Annotated in this window: 16 protein-coding genes; 1 reads left to right on the forward strand and 15 read right to left on the reverse strand. The window is 33.1% G+C overall.

Annotation, left to right across the window (positions count from 1 at the left end; translation table 11 throughout):
- Positions 1–261: 261 nt before the first annotated feature.
- The 13 genes from BW942_RS07260 to BW942_RS07320 form a co-directional block, all read right to left on the reverse strand.
- The gene (locus BW942_RS07260; protein WP_000576459.1) at positions 262–948 is read right to left on the reverse strand and encodes a hypothetical protein; all 687 of its coding nucleotides are present in this window, start codon (positions 946–948) and stop codon (positions 262–264) included.
- A 204-nt stretch (positions 949–1,152) separates the two neighbouring features.
- A complete protein-coding gene (locus BW942_RS07265) occupies positions 1,153–2,277 on the reverse strand; it encodes a suppressor of fused domain protein (RefSeq protein WP_000200272.1) in 1,125 nt (374 codons plus the stop codon).
- Positions 2,274–2,528: a hypothetical protein gene (locus BW942_RS07270; protein WP_000277167.1), complete on the reverse strand. Its 255-nt coding sequence runs from the start codon at positions 2,526–2,528 to the stop codon at positions 2,274–2,276. Before BW942_RS07270 ends, BW942_RS07265 begins: the two co-directional genes overlap by 4 nt.
- Before the next feature lie 1,029 nt (positions 2,529–3,557).
- Positions 3,558–3,785, reverse strand: coding sequence for a hypothetical protein (locus BW942_RS07275; RefSeq protein WP_000250249.1), 228 nt, complete (start codon positions 3,783–3,785; stop codon positions 3,558–3,560).
- Positions 3,786–3,863: 78 nt separating this feature from the next.
- Positions 3,864–4,220, reverse strand: coding sequence for a hypothetical protein (locus BW942_RS07280; protein WP_000625513.1), 357 nt, complete (start codon positions 4,218–4,220; stop codon positions 3,864–3,866).
- A gap of 19 nt (positions 4,221–4,239) precedes the next feature.
- On the reverse strand, positions 4,240–5,763 hold the full coding sequence (locus BW942_RS07285) for a thiolase family protein (protein WP_001070403.1): 1,524 nt from the start codon (positions 5,761–5,763) through the stop codon (positions 4,240–4,242).
- Positions 5,764–6,039: 276 nt separating this feature from the next.
- Positions 6,040–6,489 (reverse strand): MaoC family dehydratase, encoded by a 450-nt coding sequence (locus tag BW942_RS07290; RefSeq protein ID WP_000276952.1) that lies wholly within the window; start codon positions 6,487–6,489, stop codon positions 6,040–6,042.
- An 829-nt stretch (positions 6,490–7,318) separates the two neighbouring features.
- The gene (locus BW942_RS07295) at positions 7,319–8,923 is read right to left on the reverse strand and encodes an acyl-CoA dehydrogenase family protein (RefSeq protein WP_000898172.1); all 1,605 of its coding nucleotides are present in this window, start codon (positions 8,921–8,923) and stop codon (positions 7,319–7,321) included.
- Between the two features lie 1,038 nt (positions 8,924–9,961).
- Positions 9,962–12,007: an NAD-dependent DNA ligase LigA gene (gene ligA, locus BW942_RS07300; RefSeq protein ID WP_001124828.1), complete on the reverse strand. Its 2,046-nt coding sequence runs from the start codon at positions 12,005–12,007 to the stop codon at positions 9,962–9,964.
- 18 nt (positions 12,008–12,025) lie between these two features.
- On the reverse strand, positions 12,026–12,997 hold the full coding sequence (locus BW942_RS07305) for a M23 family metallopeptidase (protein ID WP_000409996.1): 972 nt from the start codon (positions 12,995–12,997) through the stop codon (positions 12,026–12,028).
- Positions 12,998–13,277: 280 nt separating this feature from the next.
- A complete protein-coding gene (locus tag BW942_RS07310; RefSeq protein WP_000445427.1) occupies positions 13,278–13,637 on the reverse strand; it encodes a hypothetical protein in 360 nt (119 codons plus the stop codon).
- Positions 13,638–13,654: 17 nt separating this feature from the next.
- Positions 13,655–14,164, reverse strand: a complete 510-nt coding sequence (locus tag BW942_RS07315) for an RNA polymerase sigma factor (RefSeq protein WP_000435437.1) — start codon at positions 14,162–14,164, stop codon at positions 13,655–13,657.
- Positions 14,165–14,171: 7 nt separating this feature from the next.
- The gene (locus BW942_RS07320) at positions 14,172–14,717 is read right to left on the reverse strand and encodes a Spy/CpxP family protein refolding chaperone (protein WP_001050790.1); all 546 of its coding nucleotides are present in this window, start codon (positions 14,715–14,717) and stop codon (positions 14,172–14,174) included.
- A 168-nt stretch (positions 14,718–14,885) separates the two neighbouring features.
- On the opposite strand from BW942_RS07320, the gene BW942_RS07325 reads away from it, so the two are divergent.
- Positions 14,886–15,578 carry a SanA/YdcF family protein gene (locus BW942_RS07325; RefSeq protein ID WP_000487065.1) on the forward strand — a complete coding sequence of 231 codons (693 nt, stop codon included), beginning with the start codon at positions 14,886–14,888 and terminating at the stop codon, positions 15,576–15,578.
- 1,324 nt (positions 15,579–16,902) lie between these two features.
- On the opposite strand, the gene BW942_RS07330 is transcribed toward BW942_RS07325, so the two are convergent.
- Together BW942_RS07330 and BW942_RS07335 are read right to left on the reverse strand one after the other, a co-directional pair.
- Positions 16,903–18,036: a sensor histidine kinase gene (locus tag BW942_RS07330; RefSeq protein ID WP_000672464.1), complete on the reverse strand. Its 1,134-nt coding sequence runs from the start codon at positions 18,034–18,036 to the stop codon at positions 16,903–16,905.
- Positions 18,037–18,240: 204 nt separating this feature from the next.
- Positions 18,241–19,371 (reverse strand): sensor histidine kinase, encoded by a 1,131-nt coding sequence (locus BW942_RS07335; protein ID WP_000834508.1) that lies wholly within the window; start codon positions 19,369–19,371, stop codon positions 18,241–18,243.
- Positions 19,372–19,392: the final 21 nt, after the last annotated feature.

Consider the following 19,392-nt stretch of genomic DNA (forward strand, 5'->3'; position numbering starts at 1 on the left):
TAATCACGGCGTTAAGCTTTAAGATCATTTAAAACTCAACGTTAGTAACACGGAGGAATAGTCAATGGTTGCAAAAAAGAAAGCAGCAAAGAAGGCAGCTAAGAAAAAAGCAGCTAAAAAGAAAGTTGCAAAGAAGAAATAAGTAAATCTAGCAACACATTTTCATTCTAAAGAAGGGATGAAATTTTAAAACCCGCTTTGAGAAGCGGGTTTTTCTTTTTAAATACACTCTTTCAATGTTTTTCGCTTATCAATTCACTCTTAAATACTTAAAAACCCCATTAAAAAGCTCATCTCATCCTTCATCTCAGGCAAAGTATCACCGTAATTCTTAATTTGTTTGGATTCTCCATCCGAATTGATCTCATAAAGACAATATTCTTGATTGGTTGTGGATGATTTTTCTAATTTAAAGAATCGAGTTGGCTTCTTTGAGAAACGATTATACAAGGTAAACTTATGATAATAAAATCCGTCTTTATTTGAATTGATGGGATAAGGTATAAAATATTCGGCTCCAACTAACATAGTATCCGATTTTACGATTATCATTCTAGTCCAAGTAGAAAGATTGATCGGATAATTTTCCTCTACAAAGGTTTTCTTATACTTAGTTTCCCATATAGATAAGATTTTTTTACGAATATCATTAGCTTGTTTGTGTCTCTGAAGCCCATTTAAAGAGATTTCAAGAAAAGATAACAAAGAGATCGTCTCATTTTTACCACTTTTAGCAAGTTCAAGCTGAACTAATTTTTTAGAAGAATGAAAATCTTGATTATAAATCTCCTGCCAGATCTTTTCACGTATTTGTGTTTCTGTACTTTCAGACAAAAGAGATAAAGGAAGTGTAACCCATATACAAGTCGCACAAGCTAAAGCTAATAAAAACGCTGAGTGTGCGGTGTAACATCTGATAGAATGTATCATTTCTTCTAAAAAAATCATTTTAACCTATCTACCAAAACGATTCATAAACAACAAAACGACTTTAATTCGTTTAAACGATCACAAAAACAGATGAGTTTTGTTTTTGCTTTATCAAAAATTTCATTTTGAATAACTTAAGTATCATAATTTTTCGAACCTAAAATTTTGAAGATAGTTTTACGTTAGTTTATTGTTATCGGATCAGCCAAAAACATTTCTATTTTATATTAGAGATTGTCTTTCAGAGTCGTGATACCAAGGGAATCCTTTTTCGTTCCATATACGTTCGAAAGATTGAATTCCATCTTTTTGCGCATATTCTTTTTCTTCTTCGGATAACGGTAACAAAGTTAAAAATCGAACTCGCTTTCCGTTCTCAGAAATAAGACCCGTTAAATCGGGCGTATTTGAGAAAGAAGTAAGATCTCTAAAAAGAATGGAAGTAAAATCCAAATAAAGCGCCTCTGGATCTTTTCTAGACATGGTAATTGTATGTCCATTACCAAACCACTTAGCCATATTCCAAGGAAAACGAATCAATTCTCCGATTAAATGTGGAACCCAAGATTCAGATCTTTCCAATCCTTCCGAACCAATTTTAACCGCAAAAATCAGTTCAATTCTAGAAAAATTTTCATAATCCTTATGAAAGAGTTCCACAGTAGGCATATTTTGAGCGCTCATTCCTATTGTAGAATATATTAGAATTTCTGGATATTTTTCCGATTGAAAACGTGCTATTCCTAATTGAGGATATTTTCCTCCGTCTGCAGACCAGTATTTATCATGTTTTCCGAATATAGATTCCAAGAAAGAAAGTCTTTTTTCCTGAATTTCCTTCCACACTCCTGATTTGGAACGAGCCTCCCAAAAATCTCTAGAAACATTTACACGATCCGGGATGATTCCAAACTCTGAATTGCCCAAAGGATACGCTGTAAGCGCTTCTACTTTAGCATGAATAGAATATCCATGAAATCCTTTGATTCCAGACCAAGGAGGAAGAAAAGCGATCAAGTTTTCTTTGTAAAAAAGAGCGACTCCGTCCCCTTCTTCCGTCCAAATAAAATAAATATCTTTTTCTTCTAAAGCAGGGTGAGGTTTTGATTCGTTCACTTCAGTGCGAAGAAGAATCGGAGCCAAGCCGTTAGAAAGATCCTCAATACTTCTTTTTTCGGGAGCTTCAGTTCGATTACAAACCCACACGGATCTGATTCCAAATTCCGGATTTTGTTCCGCTTGAAGATAAAGGTAAACGGTTCTTCCGTCGTCTTCTAAATACGCTGTAAACGTTCCGTATGGATTAGCTTCTTGGTAAATTACTTTAGGTTCTGCAAAGGAAGTCATCGAATAGGAATCTCTACGATCCTTTGTTTAAATTGCTCTAAAAGAGATCGAATCGTTTGTTCAGATCTAGTTTCGTTTAATATTTCAGGAAAATAAGAAGAAGCATTGAGAAGACCAGTGAGTTCGATCTCGTTCCAAGATTGAAAAGAATCTAAAACTAAAATCACTTCTTCCGAAACCGGTTCTTGTTTTTTCTTGCAGAGAATGAAAGTCTCTACGGCTCGAGTAGGAGTCATTGGCTTTTTATACATAGTACTTAAGACAAGATTTCAATAGAATGGGAATGTTTCAACCTTCTAAAGTATAGAAATGATACCAAAAATTAACGGTATTCTATTTAACTATCAGTAATAAATGGTATTTTGTTATTTTTATCAAAGTAGAATTTTATTGTCTAACTTTAAAATGCAGTAGTTCCCACAGAAACCGTCTCATCCGCCGATGATGAGTTTAGTTTTTGAAAGGTTTAGCATGAGATTTTGCTTGATTCCTAAACACTTTGAAAACCAGCAAAACTAGTATTAACAAAACTACGCGATTCATTCTTTTTAATGATCACTCTATAACAAAGATATTCAGTATTTTGCACTCAAACAAGTTTTTGAGATACCTAACAATGCGAAAACGATTATTATATTGCGCCAATAAGAAGCGTAATTGAGTTAAATTCCAAAGGAATTAAAACAAAAAGTACAGTCGCAAACTACGACTTAAAACACGGATCATAAGGAACGTTTTGCTTAATTCAGGGCTTTTGTATTGAGTTTTTTTATTCGCTAAGATTTTCTTACGTCGAACTCACGCTAATTCTATGGCCTTGAGTAATGAAGAAGAAAATTATTTTTCAACAACTCTAATATTGATAGAGAGCCAAAATTTAATTCAATGGAAGAGTTATATCCAATTTCTTTACGGTAAAACGAACCATAACTTGTACACTAAATTAGTGTTAGGTTAAAATGAAATAAAAAGGAAGAAAAAAGTGAGAAACCGAGAATTTTCCCGGTCTCAATCAAGAATTGAATATTAACGATGGACGTACTGTTTTAAAGCACGAATCGGAACTTTCTCCCGGGAAACCCTGGTTTTATACTGCTCAAATAAAATTAAGAATAGTAGAGTGATCAGAAATAAGTTTTCCATACTTATAGTTGACTACAATTCTCTTAAAAAATCGAATCAATTTTGGAAATTTTTTTCCAAAGTTTTCTGAAACACTTCGATTTTTTCAGAAAAAAATTGACTCAATTAGAAAACGAATCGTTTAAAAAAAATCATTATCAATCTTTTAGAATATTCTTAGCCGCTGTTTTGATAGAATTTTTGAGCTTTGTCCTATTTCCAGAAGTCAGTCTTGCCATAATTTCGATCGTTTTTACGAACTCTTCCGCAGCAAGATCCAACATATCAGAAAGTCGAATATCGTTTTTTGTAATCGAAGAATTTACAGAGCCTTTACTTTTTTTAGACGTTGTTTTTTGAACTTTGGTCTTCTTCTTTTGGACCATGATTGAATTCCCCTAGGAAAGAATGTCTGATTACGGATTCTATTTTTATAGGAGTTCAAATCCAGCAGAAAGTAATTCTTATTCTAAAAATATTCCCATAACTCGGTAACAATCTATTTTACTCTGGGAAACTTCAAAAACGGACCCATCTGGTCCGATTTCTTGTAATTTAATTTTATCTGGAAATCCTGTTTTAGAGACAAAATCTGCAACTACAAAAAAAGTAGAATATTTTCTAAGATTGAGACAATTTTCGACTCTTCTTCCATGAAGAAACATAGTTCCTTCTTTTTCATGGGAAGAATCAGGAACCAGAATTAAATCGGAACCATTAAAAACCCGAACCTGTCCGGTTCGAACATTCTCAGCCTTTATGTGCATAAATCGATCCAATCCTAAATTTTGCGAAGTCTTGGAAAATGTCTGACTGATCATTTTAAAAATTTCTTTCAGCTTATATTAAAATTCCTTTCAAAATGCCGTTTTCGTTTCGGATTTTTAGTTTTGAAGAATCAAACTGAAAGTCTTGATCTGTTTTTAAAAGTTCTCCTTTTGAATTAAATACATTTACCATTACATAACGACCCGGTTGCATTTTTACAAGTGCCAATGAATAAGGTGTTTTTGTAATAAATCCTGGATTTAAATTTACAGTCGTAGAAGAATAAAGTGTTCCAATTTCATTATCATTCGCCCAATTTTGATTTAAAAAAAGCCGTTTTATTTTTATCTTTTTCGGTTTTAATCTAGAAGGTTCGGATGAGAAAATCGCTACCGAATTAATACTGTCAATTCCTCCGTTGCCTCCCAATAAAGTTTTTCCGGGGCGCGTAATTAAAACGTTAGGCGATTCTTTAGAATACAATCCATAATGCGCCGCTACGTCGACCAAACCGGTAGCCGCAGAAACTGACATAGCAGCTTGATAATTTAAAATTCCTCCCATTTGGTTAACCAAAATTGTTTTACCATTTTTGAATTTTATAATTCCGTTTTTTAGACTTTCTGAAATTTCTTTTTTGGAAACCCCAAAGTATTCTGATGATTGAAGAATTATCATTCCGACAAAACAGTCATAAATCCATGCGTAATCGATTTCTTCTCTTTCGATTCCCGCAGTGGAAAAAGCAAGATCTCCCGCTCTTCCGGCAGGTGTAGCAAAGTCTCCCTTAAACATAAAATATTCTGAATGTACCGCTTGTCCAGCTCCAATCAAATACATTGGATTGATTCCTTTTTTGATCTTTCCTTGAGTCTGCAGTTTTTTTGCTTTTTTTTCGGATACTAGTAAAGTGGCAAATCCATGATCGGTTACAATCGCAATCATAGGTGCTGAATATGGGTCGACGATGGTTCTAGTGATTTGTTTTTCTGTAATTTCTTGTCCATATACACTTGCTCTAGGATTTATAATAGCGTTCGCTCTAAATCTTTTTGTAATTTGTTCGAGATCTTTCTGAGTAATACTGTTTTCATACATCATCCTTTTCATCAAAAGTCCGTACATAGAAATCAAAGTTGCCCCGTAGTTGAGTTCGTATAACGGATGACATACGATCTCGTTTAAACGCTTTAGATCAGATATTTGCTTAAACGCAGATTTTGGAATATCGGCAGCTGCAATCAATACCACTGCCTCCGGATCAGATTGAAGAATTATTCTCGCTTGTCCCAACGCTCCCGTCACACTGGCTCCTCCTAAATCCATAAGATGAGAACGAAATCCAGTATAGCCGAGTTCATTCGCTATCCGTGCACTATGTCCGTATCCTGCTTTTCCCAAAGACGCTGGCTCTATACTTACAAAATCGGTGAGAATTTCTTTAAGAGTTTCCGGCTTCATTTCTAAAAATTCCAGAAGATCATATATTGATTTTTTATAATGTTCTAATACCTTTCTTTCTCCGGTCCATTCTTTATATTCATCCGGAAAGTCAGAAACTATCGAATCACTTATTCCCAATACAACAGGGTTCATAGATTTACCTTTGGATTTTATTTATTAGAATTGTTGAAAAATTTCCTAGTTCAGATTAACAAAACTGTTTTAATTGTCCGTTTCCATAAAATAGAAATAGATGGAGGATTGATTTTTCAACAACTCTATTAAATATAAGTTTAAAAATACTTATAGACATATTAAAACATCATAAAATTTCAAGTGTCTCAGTTTTAGATATTTTATCTTATAGTTTTAGGTAATCTCTCAAATAATGTTCAAAAACAAACCGAAAAATTTTTAAAACAGTTACTTTTAATCATAATTGACTGTTTCTATGTTGAAACCAGGTGGTAGAACTTTACATTCTCCTTTTCCAATCATTTCTCCTTTTTGATTAGTCCAAAGTATTTTCATTTGTATCATTTTCATCTTTTCAATCTTACTTTTTACCTCTACGATACAGGTAACTGTATCTCCGGGATAAACTGGTTTTCGAAATTTGGTCACAGTTTCCAAGGCCACCGTTCCAAGACCGGGCAATTTCATCCCAAGAACGGGCGCAAGCAAAGACGCTGCAAGCCCTCCATGTGCAATTCTGGTTCCGAATATCGTAGTTTTTGCATATTCTTCGTCTACGTGAAGTGGATTAAAATCGCCGCTGATGCCTGCAAAAAGATAAATGTCGGTCTCCGTAATCGTTTTAGTAAAACTCGCCTTTTCTCCGATTTCAATCTCTTCATAAGATTTTCCTTTTTTATACATACTTAATTTCTCCGATCGTCTATTTTATGTTTTTGAAATAAGTTTTACTGTCAACGCTACATAAGAACATCTAAAATCACACATAAACAAAATATTTGTCTTACTAATTCGGACGCATGAAAATAATAATTTAAAAACTTAGAATGTAACATATCTTCTCCTCAGAGAGTGCTGAGTTTTTTGAGTCACGTTTTAGGTCGTTCGAAGCATAGCGTTCTATAACAAATTGAAATCAGGAAAAGATTTTGTTTTCAAGCGAGTCCTCAATTTGTTGATCAAAGCTGAAATCGCAATTCGACAATACCGGATTCACCCAAACTTTATTACTTCAAATTCATGTTATTGGAATGTTAAACTATTGAATTAGATACTCTTTTATATAGCCCGAGTAAGCGTTGTTTTACTATATCTATTGTTTATAACGAACATTAACTAACGTGAGTTCAGTGTAAAAAAACGAGAAAGAATTTTCTAAAAGTATGAGTTCCTACAATTTTAGAATTTGTTCGTAAAATCCTGATTTGTGGGAGTTCTCATATTTTAGGAATTGAGATCACAACTTTTTTTAGAAAAATGAACCATGGATTCCCTATGTTAAATTCACGTTAATTAATATTCATGGAAACTCAAAACGAAATTAATAAATTGATACAAAGAAAAATTTCTTTTAAAATGTTTACGCCTCAATTTACCGCAAATTCGGCTTTACGAGAACAGAAACAATTATAACCACTAACCATTGTAAAAAACAGTAGTGTAGAGAATATTCCTCAGTTTATAACGAATAAAGTGAAATTCATCACAGTCCTCTGACGCGCCTAAATTACTCCTATTTTCCGAATGTTATATTATCCAAAATACCCGACTTTAAATATTCTATACTCTCTTCTATTTCTTTTTCAGGCGCGTTCAATTTTCCAAATGCTTTTAATAGTTTGCTGACTCCGTCTTCATTTAATTCCTTTAAATATGCAATTCCTCGAATATACCTGGCTGTAAGATAATATATGAGTATATTAAAATCTCTTTCTTTATCATTAGTTTCATAATGACCGTTGGTTCTTGTTAAGTCCCATAGGCTTAATTTTAAAATTGTCGTTAAAGTTAATAAATCCGCAAATCCAAACTCAAAGACTTGTCTTTTTTTCCTTTCTGGATTTTCTCCCACGGTTTGAATTAAAACACCCAAAGATCGCATCAATTCACCGATTGGAGTTTCTTTTATTTTGTCTTCTATGAGCTCACTTTGAATTATTTTTCGATAAGGTTCGTATCCTCCATAACTCGCGGATATAATACTTCTTTGAATTTCCGAAGTTCCTCCTCCAATCGTCCCCAATTTTACATCTCTATAAAATCGACTTACCGAAACCTCTCTCATATAGCCCATTCCTCCGTAAATCTGAACCGCATCAGATGCAACTTCTTCACTTACTTCAGAAGCAAATACTTTTAAAATAGAACTTTCCATCGGCAAACTTACGTTAGGTTCAAAATCTTTTTTACGTGCTACAAAGTAAGTCATCCTTCTTGCTGCACATAGATAAACCCAAATTCTCGCAATCTTTTCCTTAATTGCAAAAAAATTTAAAATCGATTTTCCGAACTGTTGTCTCTGCCATGAATATCGAATACAATTTTCTAATATATTTTCCATCCCTCCCATCAAAGCAGCAAGAAGTACAGTTCTCTCCCATTCTAAAGTTGCTTTTCCAATTCTTAAAAATCCAGAGTGTAAAGGACCCAACAAATTTTCATCTGGAACATACATATCTTCGAATGTAAGTTCTGCGGTTGTAGAAGTATTATGCCCTAATTTTTTTAAAACCTTAGAAACACTGAACCCTTTGTTTTTAGATTCTACTATAAACGCCGAAATTCCCATCGGTCCACGAGATTTTGTAGTCCTTGCCATAATGATAAACACTTGGCCAATTGGTCCGTTAGTTATGAAAGTTTTACTTCCGTTCAAAACAAATCCGTCTTTCGTCTTTTCCGCGTAAGTTCTCATCCCGGCGGCATCCGATCCGGAATCGGGTTCGGTCAATCCTAAACCAGCAATCCATTCTCCGTTAACTAACTTAGGTAAATATTTATTTTTTTGAATTTCAGTTCCTTGAAATAAAATCGGTAGACTTCCAATAATCATATGTGCTCCCCAAGAAAGTCCAAACCCAGAGTCCAACGAACCCGCGTTAAACGCTTCTTGTGCAAGACAACATTGAAAACAATTTCCTCCTTGACCTCCATATTCTTCTGGAATAGGAATTCCCAATAATCCTATAGAACCCATTTCTTTCCATAATTCGTTATCCCAAGTACAATCTTCGTCCCTTTGTTCTACAGAAGGAAGAATTTTTTCCTTTGCAAATTCTTTGACCGTATTGTAAAAATCTAGATCCTCGTCTTTTATGTATGGATTTAAAAATAACATCTCAATTAATTAACTCCAGTATAATTTAAAGTTCTAAAGTATTTCATTTTACCAAACTTTTCACGACAGAGAGCCTACAACTCGTCTAAATCGGAAACTTATCTTAAACCGAACACTACTCGGTTATGATAAACTCGCAACAAATTAAAACTATCCAAAAATATTAGAGTTTTTTAAAAATTCCATAGCGGCGATTAACAAAACTACTTCAATCGACTATTTCATAAAACAGAAACAAGATGGAGAGTTAATTTTTCAATAACTCTTTTTAAAAAACCATCATAAACGAATTTAATTTTTTAAATCATTAATTAAATATAAAATTCATTCATCATAAATTATTAATACACTAATTTTATAAGTTTGTTTCAAAAATTAGAACATAGGAACTCCTTTAAAAAAATCGATTGATTCCGAAATGATCATGTAATCTTTGTAAAATTTCTCTTTTATTTTCGATATATTTTTGTGGATCTTCATAATAAGTATTTACAACAAAACAAAATAGTTCCCACAATTTGAATACAATAGATTCAATTATTATAAACTTCTATTTTATAAATTGTGTCCGTTCCACATTGAAAGAACCGATCTGTAAAGTTCAGATTTCAACTTTTTTCAGAATCATAGGTTTCTTACATCAAACTTTCCTAGTTAAAATGTAAGAACCTTAAAACTTTCTCTTAAGTTGTTACTCAGACACATGAAAATGGGCCTGAAATTAACTGTCGATTTTACAAAAATAAGGAAGTTCTTAAAAAGAGCGTCTAATCCGAAATTGTTAGCTGTTTTTAAAGGAGATTGTATATTCTAACCTTTGAAACAAGTTCATAGTAATATTACTTTCATGCGTCCGAGTAGTTGTTGAGATCTCCTTTTGATCTCTGTACTTGTAGCAATTAGATTAACGCAATCTACACATTTACAATTTGTTTGAGTCATTACATTTTACAGAAAACTTAAAATTCCCAAAGTACATTTTAAAAAAATATAATTTTATAATATATAAAATTATATTTAACCGCTTTACAACAAACTCTAAATAAGATTTTTGAAATCAATTTTTAAAGACTTCAACAAATCCAAAAATTGTTTTTCATCATAAACAGAAACTCCAAGTTCATTCGCCTTTTCTAATTTAGATCCGGCACCAGGTCCAGCTAAAAGATGAGTAGTTTTTGAACTTACAGCACTCACCTTTCTTCCACCATAATAAACAATCAGATCCATCGCTTTATCTCTTGGCTGGAAGTTTTCAAAAGAACCGGTTACACACCAAGATTGCCCCGCAAACGGTTGTTGGTCCGCAACCTGAATGGGGTCCGCTTTCATTTTAAGACCCGCCTTTTTAAGACGTTCTATTAGTTTTAAAATTCTTTTATCAGAAAAATTTTCCTGAAAAGCTTGAATTGTAGAAGGCCCAATTCCAGGAATTTCTAAAAGAGATTCGATTTTTTTCTGATCTTTCGCAATAGAAAGAATTTCGTCTATAGAATCGATCCCGTGTTCGATTAACAATTCCGTTACCTTATGACCAAGCTCCGAGAGTCCAAGAGAAGGAAGTAAAAAACGAAAATCCTTTTGTTTGGATTGTTCTATCCCTTTGAGAATAATGTTTACACTCTTTTCTCCAAAACCTTCTTCTTCCATTAACTTCTCTTTTTGATCCTTCAGATCATACAAGTCCGCAATAGACTTTATATAATCGTGATCATACAAGAACTCGATCTGTTTATCCCCGAGTCCTTCTATATCCATCTGCTTTCTCTGACAGTAAAAGATAATTCCATTTTTCACACGATCGGGACAATCCGGATTAGGACAAAATAGATCGACTAAACTTTCTTTCTTAATCGTTTGTGTATTACAAGAAGGACAACGATCCGGAATTTTAAAAACTTCTTTACCAGGAGTAACTACTTCTTCTACCGCAGGAATAATTTCTCCACGTTTTGCCACTCTTACGATCGCACCGATCCCTACTCCAAGTTCGTCTATATAATCTTGATTATGAAGAGTCGCAAATGTAACGGTAGTACCCGCAAGACTTATTGGTTCTATTTCCGCTCTAGGAGTAATCTTTCCAGTTCGACCAACTGCATAAGTTATATCTACAATCTTACTTTCTTTCATGATTGCATCAAATTTATACGCTCTTGCCCATCGAGGAGAATGAGAAGTATAACCAAGTGCATCCCGCTTAGAAATATCGTTTAGTTTGATAACAAGACCGTCGGTCGGAAATCCCAAAGAATCTTTTTGCTTTTTAAATTCCTGGATAGTTTTTGCAATTTTAGATCCGCTCACAAAGGCCGTGTTAGGCGGAACTGGAAACGTAAGCTTTTCGAGTTTGGAAAAAATTTCTTGGTGTGTTTTAAATTTTTTTTCCATATTCGGGAAAGTTGCGTCGTAAGTAAAAATCCTAAGAGGACGTTTTGCTGTATCCGAGGAATTTTTTTGTTTGATAGATCCGGCAGACAAATTTCGCGGATTTGCATATTTACCGGAAGAAAGTGCGTTAAATTCTTCAAAATCTTTAAAAGTCATAAAAACTTCGCCGCGAAGATAAACCGTTATCGGCTCCGGCAAACGAAGAGGAATATTCCGAATAGTCCGGATATTATCTGTAACATCATCTCCAATTCCGCCGGAACCTCTAGTAACTCCGTTTTTAAGAATTCCATTTTCATAATATAGTACAATAGAAGCCCCATCTATTTTCCATTCTACGGAATACAATCCTTCCGGATCAGTCTTATTGACCCATTCTAATAACTCATTATCATTATACGTATTGATAAGAGATAATACAGGAAGTTTATGTTGAAACTTTTCAAAGTCCTTATCTAAATCAGAACCTACAACCAAAGTAGGACTTGCAAGATCCTTAAACTGCGGGAACTCTTCTTCTAAATCTTGAAGTCGCCTGAATAACTGATCGAAATCAAAATCAGAAATTTTCGGATCGTTTTTTACATAATAGAGATATTGGTGATGACGTATTTCGTCGGAGAGTTTGGCTATAAGTCCCTTGGCCTCTTTCTCCGAAAGAGTTTTCTGGGAGTCTTCCTTCTTCTTTGGCATATTGTATCCGGATTGAGATTAATAAACTGGAACTTTGAGATATTCCATAGGATCGGTGCGATTGGATTCTCCAATCCAAATTTCATAATGTAAATGAGGTCCGGTAACGTTTCCTGTGGAACCGACTGTAGCGATCAAGTTTCCTTTTCGAATCTGTTGACCGTCTTTTACAAAAATTTTAGTACAATGTCCAAAGAGTGAAAAGTAACCATTTGCATGTTGAATTACGATATGATTTCCGTAACCTCGGTTAGAATAAATGACTCGATGAATCTTTCCATTACCAGTAGCATAAATTGGAGTTCCGGGAACATTTGCTAAATCGATTCCGTCATGATATTCCATATAACCAGTAGTAGGCGATCTTCTAGTTCCAAAATAAGAAGTAAGGTTGTAAGAATACAAAGGTTCTCCAAAAGGGATCGCATCCATTACATCGTATCTGAGATTTAAAAAATCGTAAACGCTATCCACTAAAGGGCGATGTTTATCCATATAAACCCGCGCAGTTCTATATCCGTAGATTTCGGAAAGATAACTTCTTCCTAACATAAGATCTTTGTCGGCAGATTCTTCGGTTTTTAACTCCGCAAGTGCGATCGTTTCTATATCAGACTCATCGGGAAGTTTTAGCATCTCGTCCCCATGTCCATCGATTAGAGAATAAATCTCCTCTAAATTCTCCGTAAGAGCCAGAAAGTCGTCTTGAACTCCTTCTAATTGTTCCGAATATTCAATGTATTCGTCGAAATATTTCCCATAAACTTGAGATAGTGCGTTGATTTGTTTTCTTGTATTATTGTATTTTACAATTCCGAAAACTGCGATTCCTAAAATGGAAATCAAAAGACTAAAAAGAAAAAAAATCGTAAAAACCGATATTTGAAAATGAAAGGATTTATCGAAACCGTGAGGAATGAGAAGTACAGTTAATCTTTGATGACCCTTCTCTTTAACCCGATCCAACCGTTTGCGGATTTCTTTTTCCATAGGATTTAAGACTCCTGGCTAAGAGTCTACCTAGGGGAAATACAGGTCAAGTGGAAACCAAGCCCATAAGTATTACTTATGTAGATCTAATGAGACTAAAGACTTTAGATTCTAACTTAACGTGAACTCAACATATAAATCTGTCTTAAAACTTGGACAATTCTTACAACTTAGTTTTTTTGATAGGACAACATTAAATTTTTAAAGCACGCTGTAATTAAAAAGTAAAAGCCATTCTTAAATCTATTTTAAGGTTTAGAATTTTTTAATATATCTTACGTTATCTACGATCTAAAGAAGCTTCAATTAAAGTATCCACATCTAAAGAAACTGGATTTTTTTTCATTGTTTCTTGACTATAAATCTTATCTTGAACTTTGGATTCAGCTTCTACGGTCGTTCCATAAATTTGCTCCTGAACCCAAAACTGAAGCTCATTACGTGCAAGCTCAGCTTCTCGGTTTTCAAAAAAAGCCAACCAAACAATCGAGCTAGAAAAAAACGCAAACAAAAATGTGATCAATCCAAATTGAATCATTCTCCAGCGGCGTTTTTTATAAACCGCGTCGCAGATTTTAGAACTCCAAACTTTGCTATAAAGTCTGTCCGAAATTTCTTTGTCTATTCCGTTAGATTCCATTCTGCTTTGATCCTATATCACTGCTTATCTATTAAATTCTTTTTCAACATCTGTTTTCCGCGAAATACTCTAGATTTTACGGTTCCTTCTGGAATACTTAGTTTTTCCGCAATCTGTTGTTCCTTATACCCTTCACCTACAAGACTTAGTACAGATTTATATTTCCAAGGAAGCATTGCTAAAAGATCCTTCAATTCAAAATCAGTAAAACTAATAGATTCTTTTTCTTGATTGGAATTATTATCAAAGATCACTTTTTCTTTTAACTTACTTGCAAGCGCCGTTTGTCTGGATCTCTTTTGATTCATTCTCAAAGATTCGTTTCTTGCAATCGTATAAAGCCAGGTGCTTACAGAAGAATCTCCTCGGAACTTATTTGCAGAAAGACTTTTATAAGCCCGGAAGTAAGTTTCCTGTACTACATCGTCAATAGAATCGTGAAATTCCTCAAACAGATTCTTTTTAATCGCCGAAAGTACGATATGTTTTGTTGAATCGATTAGTTCAGTAAATTCTTTTTGCTCCATGAATACCTCAATGTAAAATTCCTTGTATTGGAAGGATAATTCTCTCCGGAGAAAAAAGATTCACAGGAAATTTGGACTCCGGACGTTGTTCTTTGATTTTGGATTTTTGATCCTGAGTAAGCACTTTTTCTATAGCAAGACGGTGCGAAATTTGATTGATCCGAATTTCGGCTGAGTATTTTCCTATTTCGACAAGTAACTTTCTGATTTTTACAAGATCCACGTTAGGCTCCATTAAAAGCCCTTCGAGTTCAATTTCGATAGGAGAAATTTTTTGGAGCCACTTAAGATGTTCTTTTTTATGCTTCTCATTGATCTTAGAAATCTCATCCAGTTGTTTTTCGGAAAGTGCAAATCTTTCTCTTACCGTATCTACATTTCCAAACACTAAACCAAAACTTCTTAACTGTCGAATAGGTGCTAACTGCCGAACCGGAGTGGAATTAGCATCCACACCAGAACGTAACCCCATTAATTCCTGGGAAAAAACAACCGCCGGGTTTAAAAAACAACCGGCGACAGTAATTCTGACAAACGAATTCAGGAGATTCATTAGGTTTTTACTCAGTAAATATGACCTGTAACTCAAAGTTTTGTTTCCTGTTTCGAAAATTTTTCCTGACTCAGATTTACTGAAAAGTAAAAAAGGGCTTTTTCTATTAAAATTTGGCTTGTAAGCTTACATGAAAAAATCGCTGATTTTAAAGGATTCCAAAATTCTGTGTTTCAGTTAGATTACTTTAAAAAATCCAAGTTTTACACCCGAAGTTTTTTCTTTTTTTGTATTTTTATATCCATTCCCATTGCGATCGATTTTAGTTTTGAAGAATTATATCTTCGTACAGAAAGATTTCAAAATCATAGATCAGCAAAACCAGCAACGGTCGCGGTAGTTCCCGGAGCTTCCGTTTATAAAAACGAACCTTCCGCTGTTTTAAAAGATAGATTGGACTGTGCTTTAGAATTATATCACCAGGGTAAGGTGAAAAAAATTCTTCTTTCTGGAGATAACGGTTCCATTTATTACAACGAAGTAAAACCTATGTTACTCTATATTCTTAAAAACGAAGTAAACGAAAAAGATATATTCGTAGATCACGCGGGTTTTAGAACGTTAGACACATTGGTTCGTGCAAAGGAAATTTTTCAGATTCAAGATTTGATTTTTGTCAGCCAAAGAGTCTACCAACCTAGAGCAGCGTTTCTTGCAAATAAAATCGGTCTTAAATTTCAAGCTTTTGAATCCGATCGAAGAATTTATACAAGCGGGCCTTTCAGCAGATTTAGAGAATTTTTTGCAAGAACTCTGGCCTGGATTGATATGAACCTATTCAAAACAAATCCGAAATATTTAGGAGACCCATTTCCGATCGAAGGAAGTGGAGTCAAAACCTGGAAAGGTTCCGTTCTTTAAAATTTTTGAATCTATTTTTGATTTTAGAAATTGTAGATTCGGGCTCCAGCTTTTTTAAATTTTTATTGAGTCAAGATTATTTTTGAGCGGTAGAAACCTTGACAATTTATCTAAAACACATCTTAAAAAACTCTACCATTATTTAAAGACCGTTTTCAATTATTTTAGGATTTTTGGAATAAAATCATATTTTCAAAAAATAAAATTTTATAATAGAGTTACAGAAAAAATCCATATCTACGACTAACAAAATGATTTTATCGATTCGTTTTACTGACCTCTATAATTAATAAAATTGAGTACCGTTTATTTTTATCGCAAAACATTATTTCAATGCAAAAAATTGGGAGCTTTGTTATATAGTAATGAGTAACGAAAGAAGACTATAAACCATCTCAAAAACACTTTATCTTTTCTTAAAATTCCGAATTCTAAAGTACTTTTGAAATAGATTCTAATTTTTCAAAAACTCTATTAGAATTGTTGAAAAATTAATTCCTCATTTGTTTCTATTCCATGGAAACTATCAATTGAAGCAGTTTTGTTAATCACCACTATGGAATTTTTCAACAACTCTATTGTAAACTTCCTGCTGGAAAAGTATGAGTACCATTCTATTTTACAGAAAGATTCTTTTTTAAAAAGATCTATAAAATCCAAAAAGAATCATAATTAAATTTTTGTATAAAATCACTCTTACTGCGAGCATCACAAAAACGAATTAATTATTTTAACTTAACGTAGTTTAGTGATTGTTCCTACAGATTATATATCTTTGAAAAATTTATAAATTATCTTTTCATCGTTAAATTAGTAATTTCTATATCAAAGTAATTGAAAAAATTTGTATCTACTATGAACAAAATTCTTTATCGATTCGTTTTAATAAAAACAGAAAAAAATGAGTTTTTCAATAACTCTATCAGAGTTTGTCTCAAAACCTCAAAAAATTTTACACGATAATTCTTTAAAAATTTTTAAACATTCATTTTTTGTGATTCAAGTCAGGGAGTTCTTACATTTATTCTTTATAAGAAATCAGTTTATAAAAAAATCTCTTAGATTTTACTTACGTCATTTAAGGTAAGCTCAACATATAAACTGAGTTTCTATAAAGTTGAATATTTCCAAAAAAGTTTTTTGTGAAAACTCGACATATAAACATATTTTGTAAAGATCAATAGAGTTGTTGAAAAATTAATTCTTGATCTGTTTCCGTTGTATTGAAACGGACAATTGAAGCAATTTTACAAATCTTCACTATGGAATTTTTCAACAACCTTAATATAAGTGTTTAAATAAATATTCTAAATTTTGAATATGTTTAAGCGTTAAATTCAAGTACAGCAATGGAACCAGAATCCGAAAGAATTTGAAAATCACCTTTTATTTGTCTGGTCAAAAGTTGAATCAATTTAAAACCAGAAGTTTTTGGTTTCAACCAAGTTTTAGAATCAGATATTCCAGAACCATTATCTTCAATTTGAAGACGATACTTATTTCCTTCTTTATGAAACCGAATGACAATTTTCCCCATATCCGAAGAAAACGCATGTTTTAAAGAATTAGATAAAAGTTCACTAAAAATCATAGCACAAGGAATCGCATATTCGATTCTTAAAAAAATCTGTTCCGTTAAATTTTCTATTTTTACAGATTGTTTACCAAATTTATGAATGAGATTTGCAATGATTCTTTCAATCACTTCCGAAAAATCTATGTCGAAATAATTTTCGGACTTATATAAATAATTATGAACTTCAGATATTGCTAATATACGATTTTGAAAATCAGATAATATATTCCTAAGATTCCCTTGATCAGAATCACTATGCATTTCTACTAAACCGGAAAGAACCTGAAGATTATTTCTAACTCTATGATGAATTTCTTGTATCAATTCGTTCTTTTCTTCAATCGATCCATGAAGAGTTCTTACGGCGATAATCGAAATTACAGAAAACATGAAAAATAGAGCGATTCGATCAGCCATGTGAATAGATTCATGAATTTGTTGCATTAAAAGCTCTTCCATAAAAATCAAAACAAAACAGTAAACCGCAATTAGAAGAGTTCGCTTTACATTTGCGAAATATAAGAAAATCATAATAAATATAGCTAAAACAATATTTTTATTCCCTTCGTCCAAAGGAGAATTTCCCTGAGAAAGTCCAAAAAACCAACCAACGCTAACAGCAATTACACTTGCGATCAAAATAATTCTGAGAGCCAATTCAAATTTTTTTCTCAATAAAAAAAACAGAGAGACTGCAGATGCAAGCATGATGATTAAAAAACCAGGACGTAATAGATCACCTTTCACAAACCAAACATAAAAATTCACAGATAAACCCAATAAAAGCGACACCACATTAAAAATGAAAAGATGGAACGCCCTATTTCGAGTAAGATAATCCCTGTCTTTATAAATATGATTGGTTAATCCTGAAAATTTCATCCGCTTACCCTCTTCTTTCCGCCTACCCGAGAAACAAAAAAACTCACCCTATTTAATCAGACTTGAAGAGAAAATATTTTTTTTACAAAACAATTCGTAAAGTATAGTGAATTTACACACAAGAACAGTTTTTTGAGAAATTAGATGGGCATTCATTTCTAACATCACTCAGTTATTATAAAACTATAACTTGTTTAGCCTTTTTTAGATTGAGTTGAACTCTAAAACCGTAGTAAAACCGCCTTCAGAGAAAATTTGAAAACGACCTTTAATCTGTTTTGTTAATATTTGTATCAAAGTGAAACCAGCCGTTTTCGGTTTGGACCAAATTTTAAAATCCTTGATTCCTGAACCATTGTCAGAAACTTGAAGGTAATATTTATCTCCTTTTTTTCGAAACGAAATTTGAACGGTTCCTTTTTCCGAACGAAAAGCGTGTTTTAAAGAATTGGATAACAATTCGTTGAAAATCATAGCACAAGGAATCGCATTTTCGATTCTTAAAAAAGTAGACTCAGCTTCAGTTTCTATCTTGATCGAACGTTTTCCCAATCTATGAGAAAGATTTAGAATAATCTTATCCATCACCTCGACAAAATCGATTTCGAAATAGTTTTCGGACTTATATAGATAATTATGAACTTCAGATATTGCTAATATACGATTTTGAAAATCGGATAATATGATTTGCAGATTCTCTTTACCAGACCCACTATGCATTTCCACTAAACCGGAAATTACCTGAAGATTATTTCTAACTCTATGATGAATTTCTTGTATCAATTCGTTCTTTTCTTGAACGGATCCATATAAAGCTCTTACCGTGAGAATCAAAATTACTGAAAACATAAAAAATAAACCGATTCGATCCGCTGTGTAAACCACATCGTGTTCTTTGAGATAAAACTCATCTATGAAAATTAAAATAAGACAGTATAACATGATAAAGATGGTTTTTTTAACGTCCGTAAAAAATAAAAAAATCATAATAAATATACTGAGAATGATATTTTTATTACCTACGTCCGAACCCGCATTAGGAATTCCCCAAAACCAACCCGCAGTTACAGAAACAATAGTTGCAAATAAAATTATATTTAAAGCCAGCTCAAATTTTTTTCGCAATAATAGTATAAAAGAAATCAAAGATGCAAACGTCATAACGGCAAATCCCACTCTAAAAAGTTCTCCTTTGGCAAACCATAGAAAAACCGCGGATGAAACTCCCAAGAGTGACGCAGCAATATTAAAAACAAAAAGATGAGTAGCTCGTTTGCGAGTTAAATAATCTCTATCTTTATAAATTTGCTCAATCAAACTAAAGAATGACTTCACCTTTTAACTCCGCTTAGAAGA

The sequence above is a fragment of the Leptospira interrogans genome (assembly GCF_900156205.1).
GTDB classification, from domain to species: Bacteria; Spirochaetota; Leptospiria; order Leptospirales; family Leptospiraceae; genus Leptospira; species Leptospira interrogans.

What these genes read in the sequence shown, in the direction of transcription:
- BW942_RS07260 (WP_000576459.1), bottom strand. Translation starts at nt 948, where the DNA reads ATGATTTTTTTAGAAGAAATGATACATTCTATCAGATGTTACACCGCA.
- BW942_RS07265 (WP_000200272.1), bottom strand. Translation starts at nt 2,277, where the DNA reads ATGACTTCCTTTGCAGAACCTAAAGTAATTTACCAAGAAGCTAATCCA.
- BW942_RS07270 (WP_000277167.1), bottom strand. Translation starts at nt 2,528, where the DNA reads ATGTATAAAAAGCCAATGACTCCTACTCGAGCCGTAGAGACTTTCATT.
- BW942_RS07275 (WP_000250249.1), bottom strand. Translation starts at nt 3,785, where the DNA reads ATGGTCCAAAAGAAGAAGACCAAAGTTCAAAAAACAACGTCTAAAAAA.
- BW942_RS07280 (WP_000625513.1), bottom strand. Translation starts at nt 4,220, where the DNA reads ATGATCAGTCAGACATTTTCCAAGACTTCGCAAAATTTAGGATTGGAT.
- BW942_RS07285 (WP_001070403.1), bottom strand. Translation starts at nt 5,763, where the DNA reads ATGAACCCTGTTGTATTGGGAATAAGTGATTCGATAGTTTCTGACTTT.
- BW942_RS07290 (WP_000276952.1), bottom strand. Translation starts at nt 6,489, where the DNA reads ATGTATAAAAAAGGAAAATCTTATGAAGAGATTGAAATCGGAGAAAAG.
- BW942_RS07295 (WP_000898172.1), bottom strand. Translation starts at nt 8,923, where the DNA reads ATGTTATTTTTAAATCCATACATAAAAGACGAGGATCTAGATTTTTAC.
- ligA (WP_001124828.1), bottom strand. Translation starts at nt 12,007, where the DNA reads ATGCCAAAGAAGAAGGAAGACTCCCAGAAAACTCTTTCGGAGAAAGAG.
- BW942_RS07305 (WP_000409996.1), bottom strand. Translation starts at nt 12,997, where the DNA reads ATGGAAAAAGAAATCCGCAAACGGTTGGATCGGGTTAAAGAGAAGGGT.
- BW942_RS07310 (WP_000445427.1), bottom strand. Translation starts at nt 13,637, where the DNA reads ATGGAATCTAACGGAATAGACAAAGAAATTTCGGACAGACTTTATAGC.
- BW942_RS07315 (WP_000435437.1), bottom strand. Translation starts at nt 14,164, where the DNA reads ATGGAGCAAAAAGAATTTACTGAACTAATCGATTCAACAAAACATATC.
- BW942_RS07320 (WP_001050790.1), bottom strand. Translation starts at nt 14,717, where the DNA reads ATGAATCTCCTGAATTCGTTTGTCAGAATTACTGTCGCCGGTTGTTTT.
- BW942_RS07330 (WP_000672464.1), bottom strand. Translation starts at nt 18,036, where the DNA reads ATGAAATTTTCAGGATTAACCAATCATATTTATAAAGACAGGGATTAT.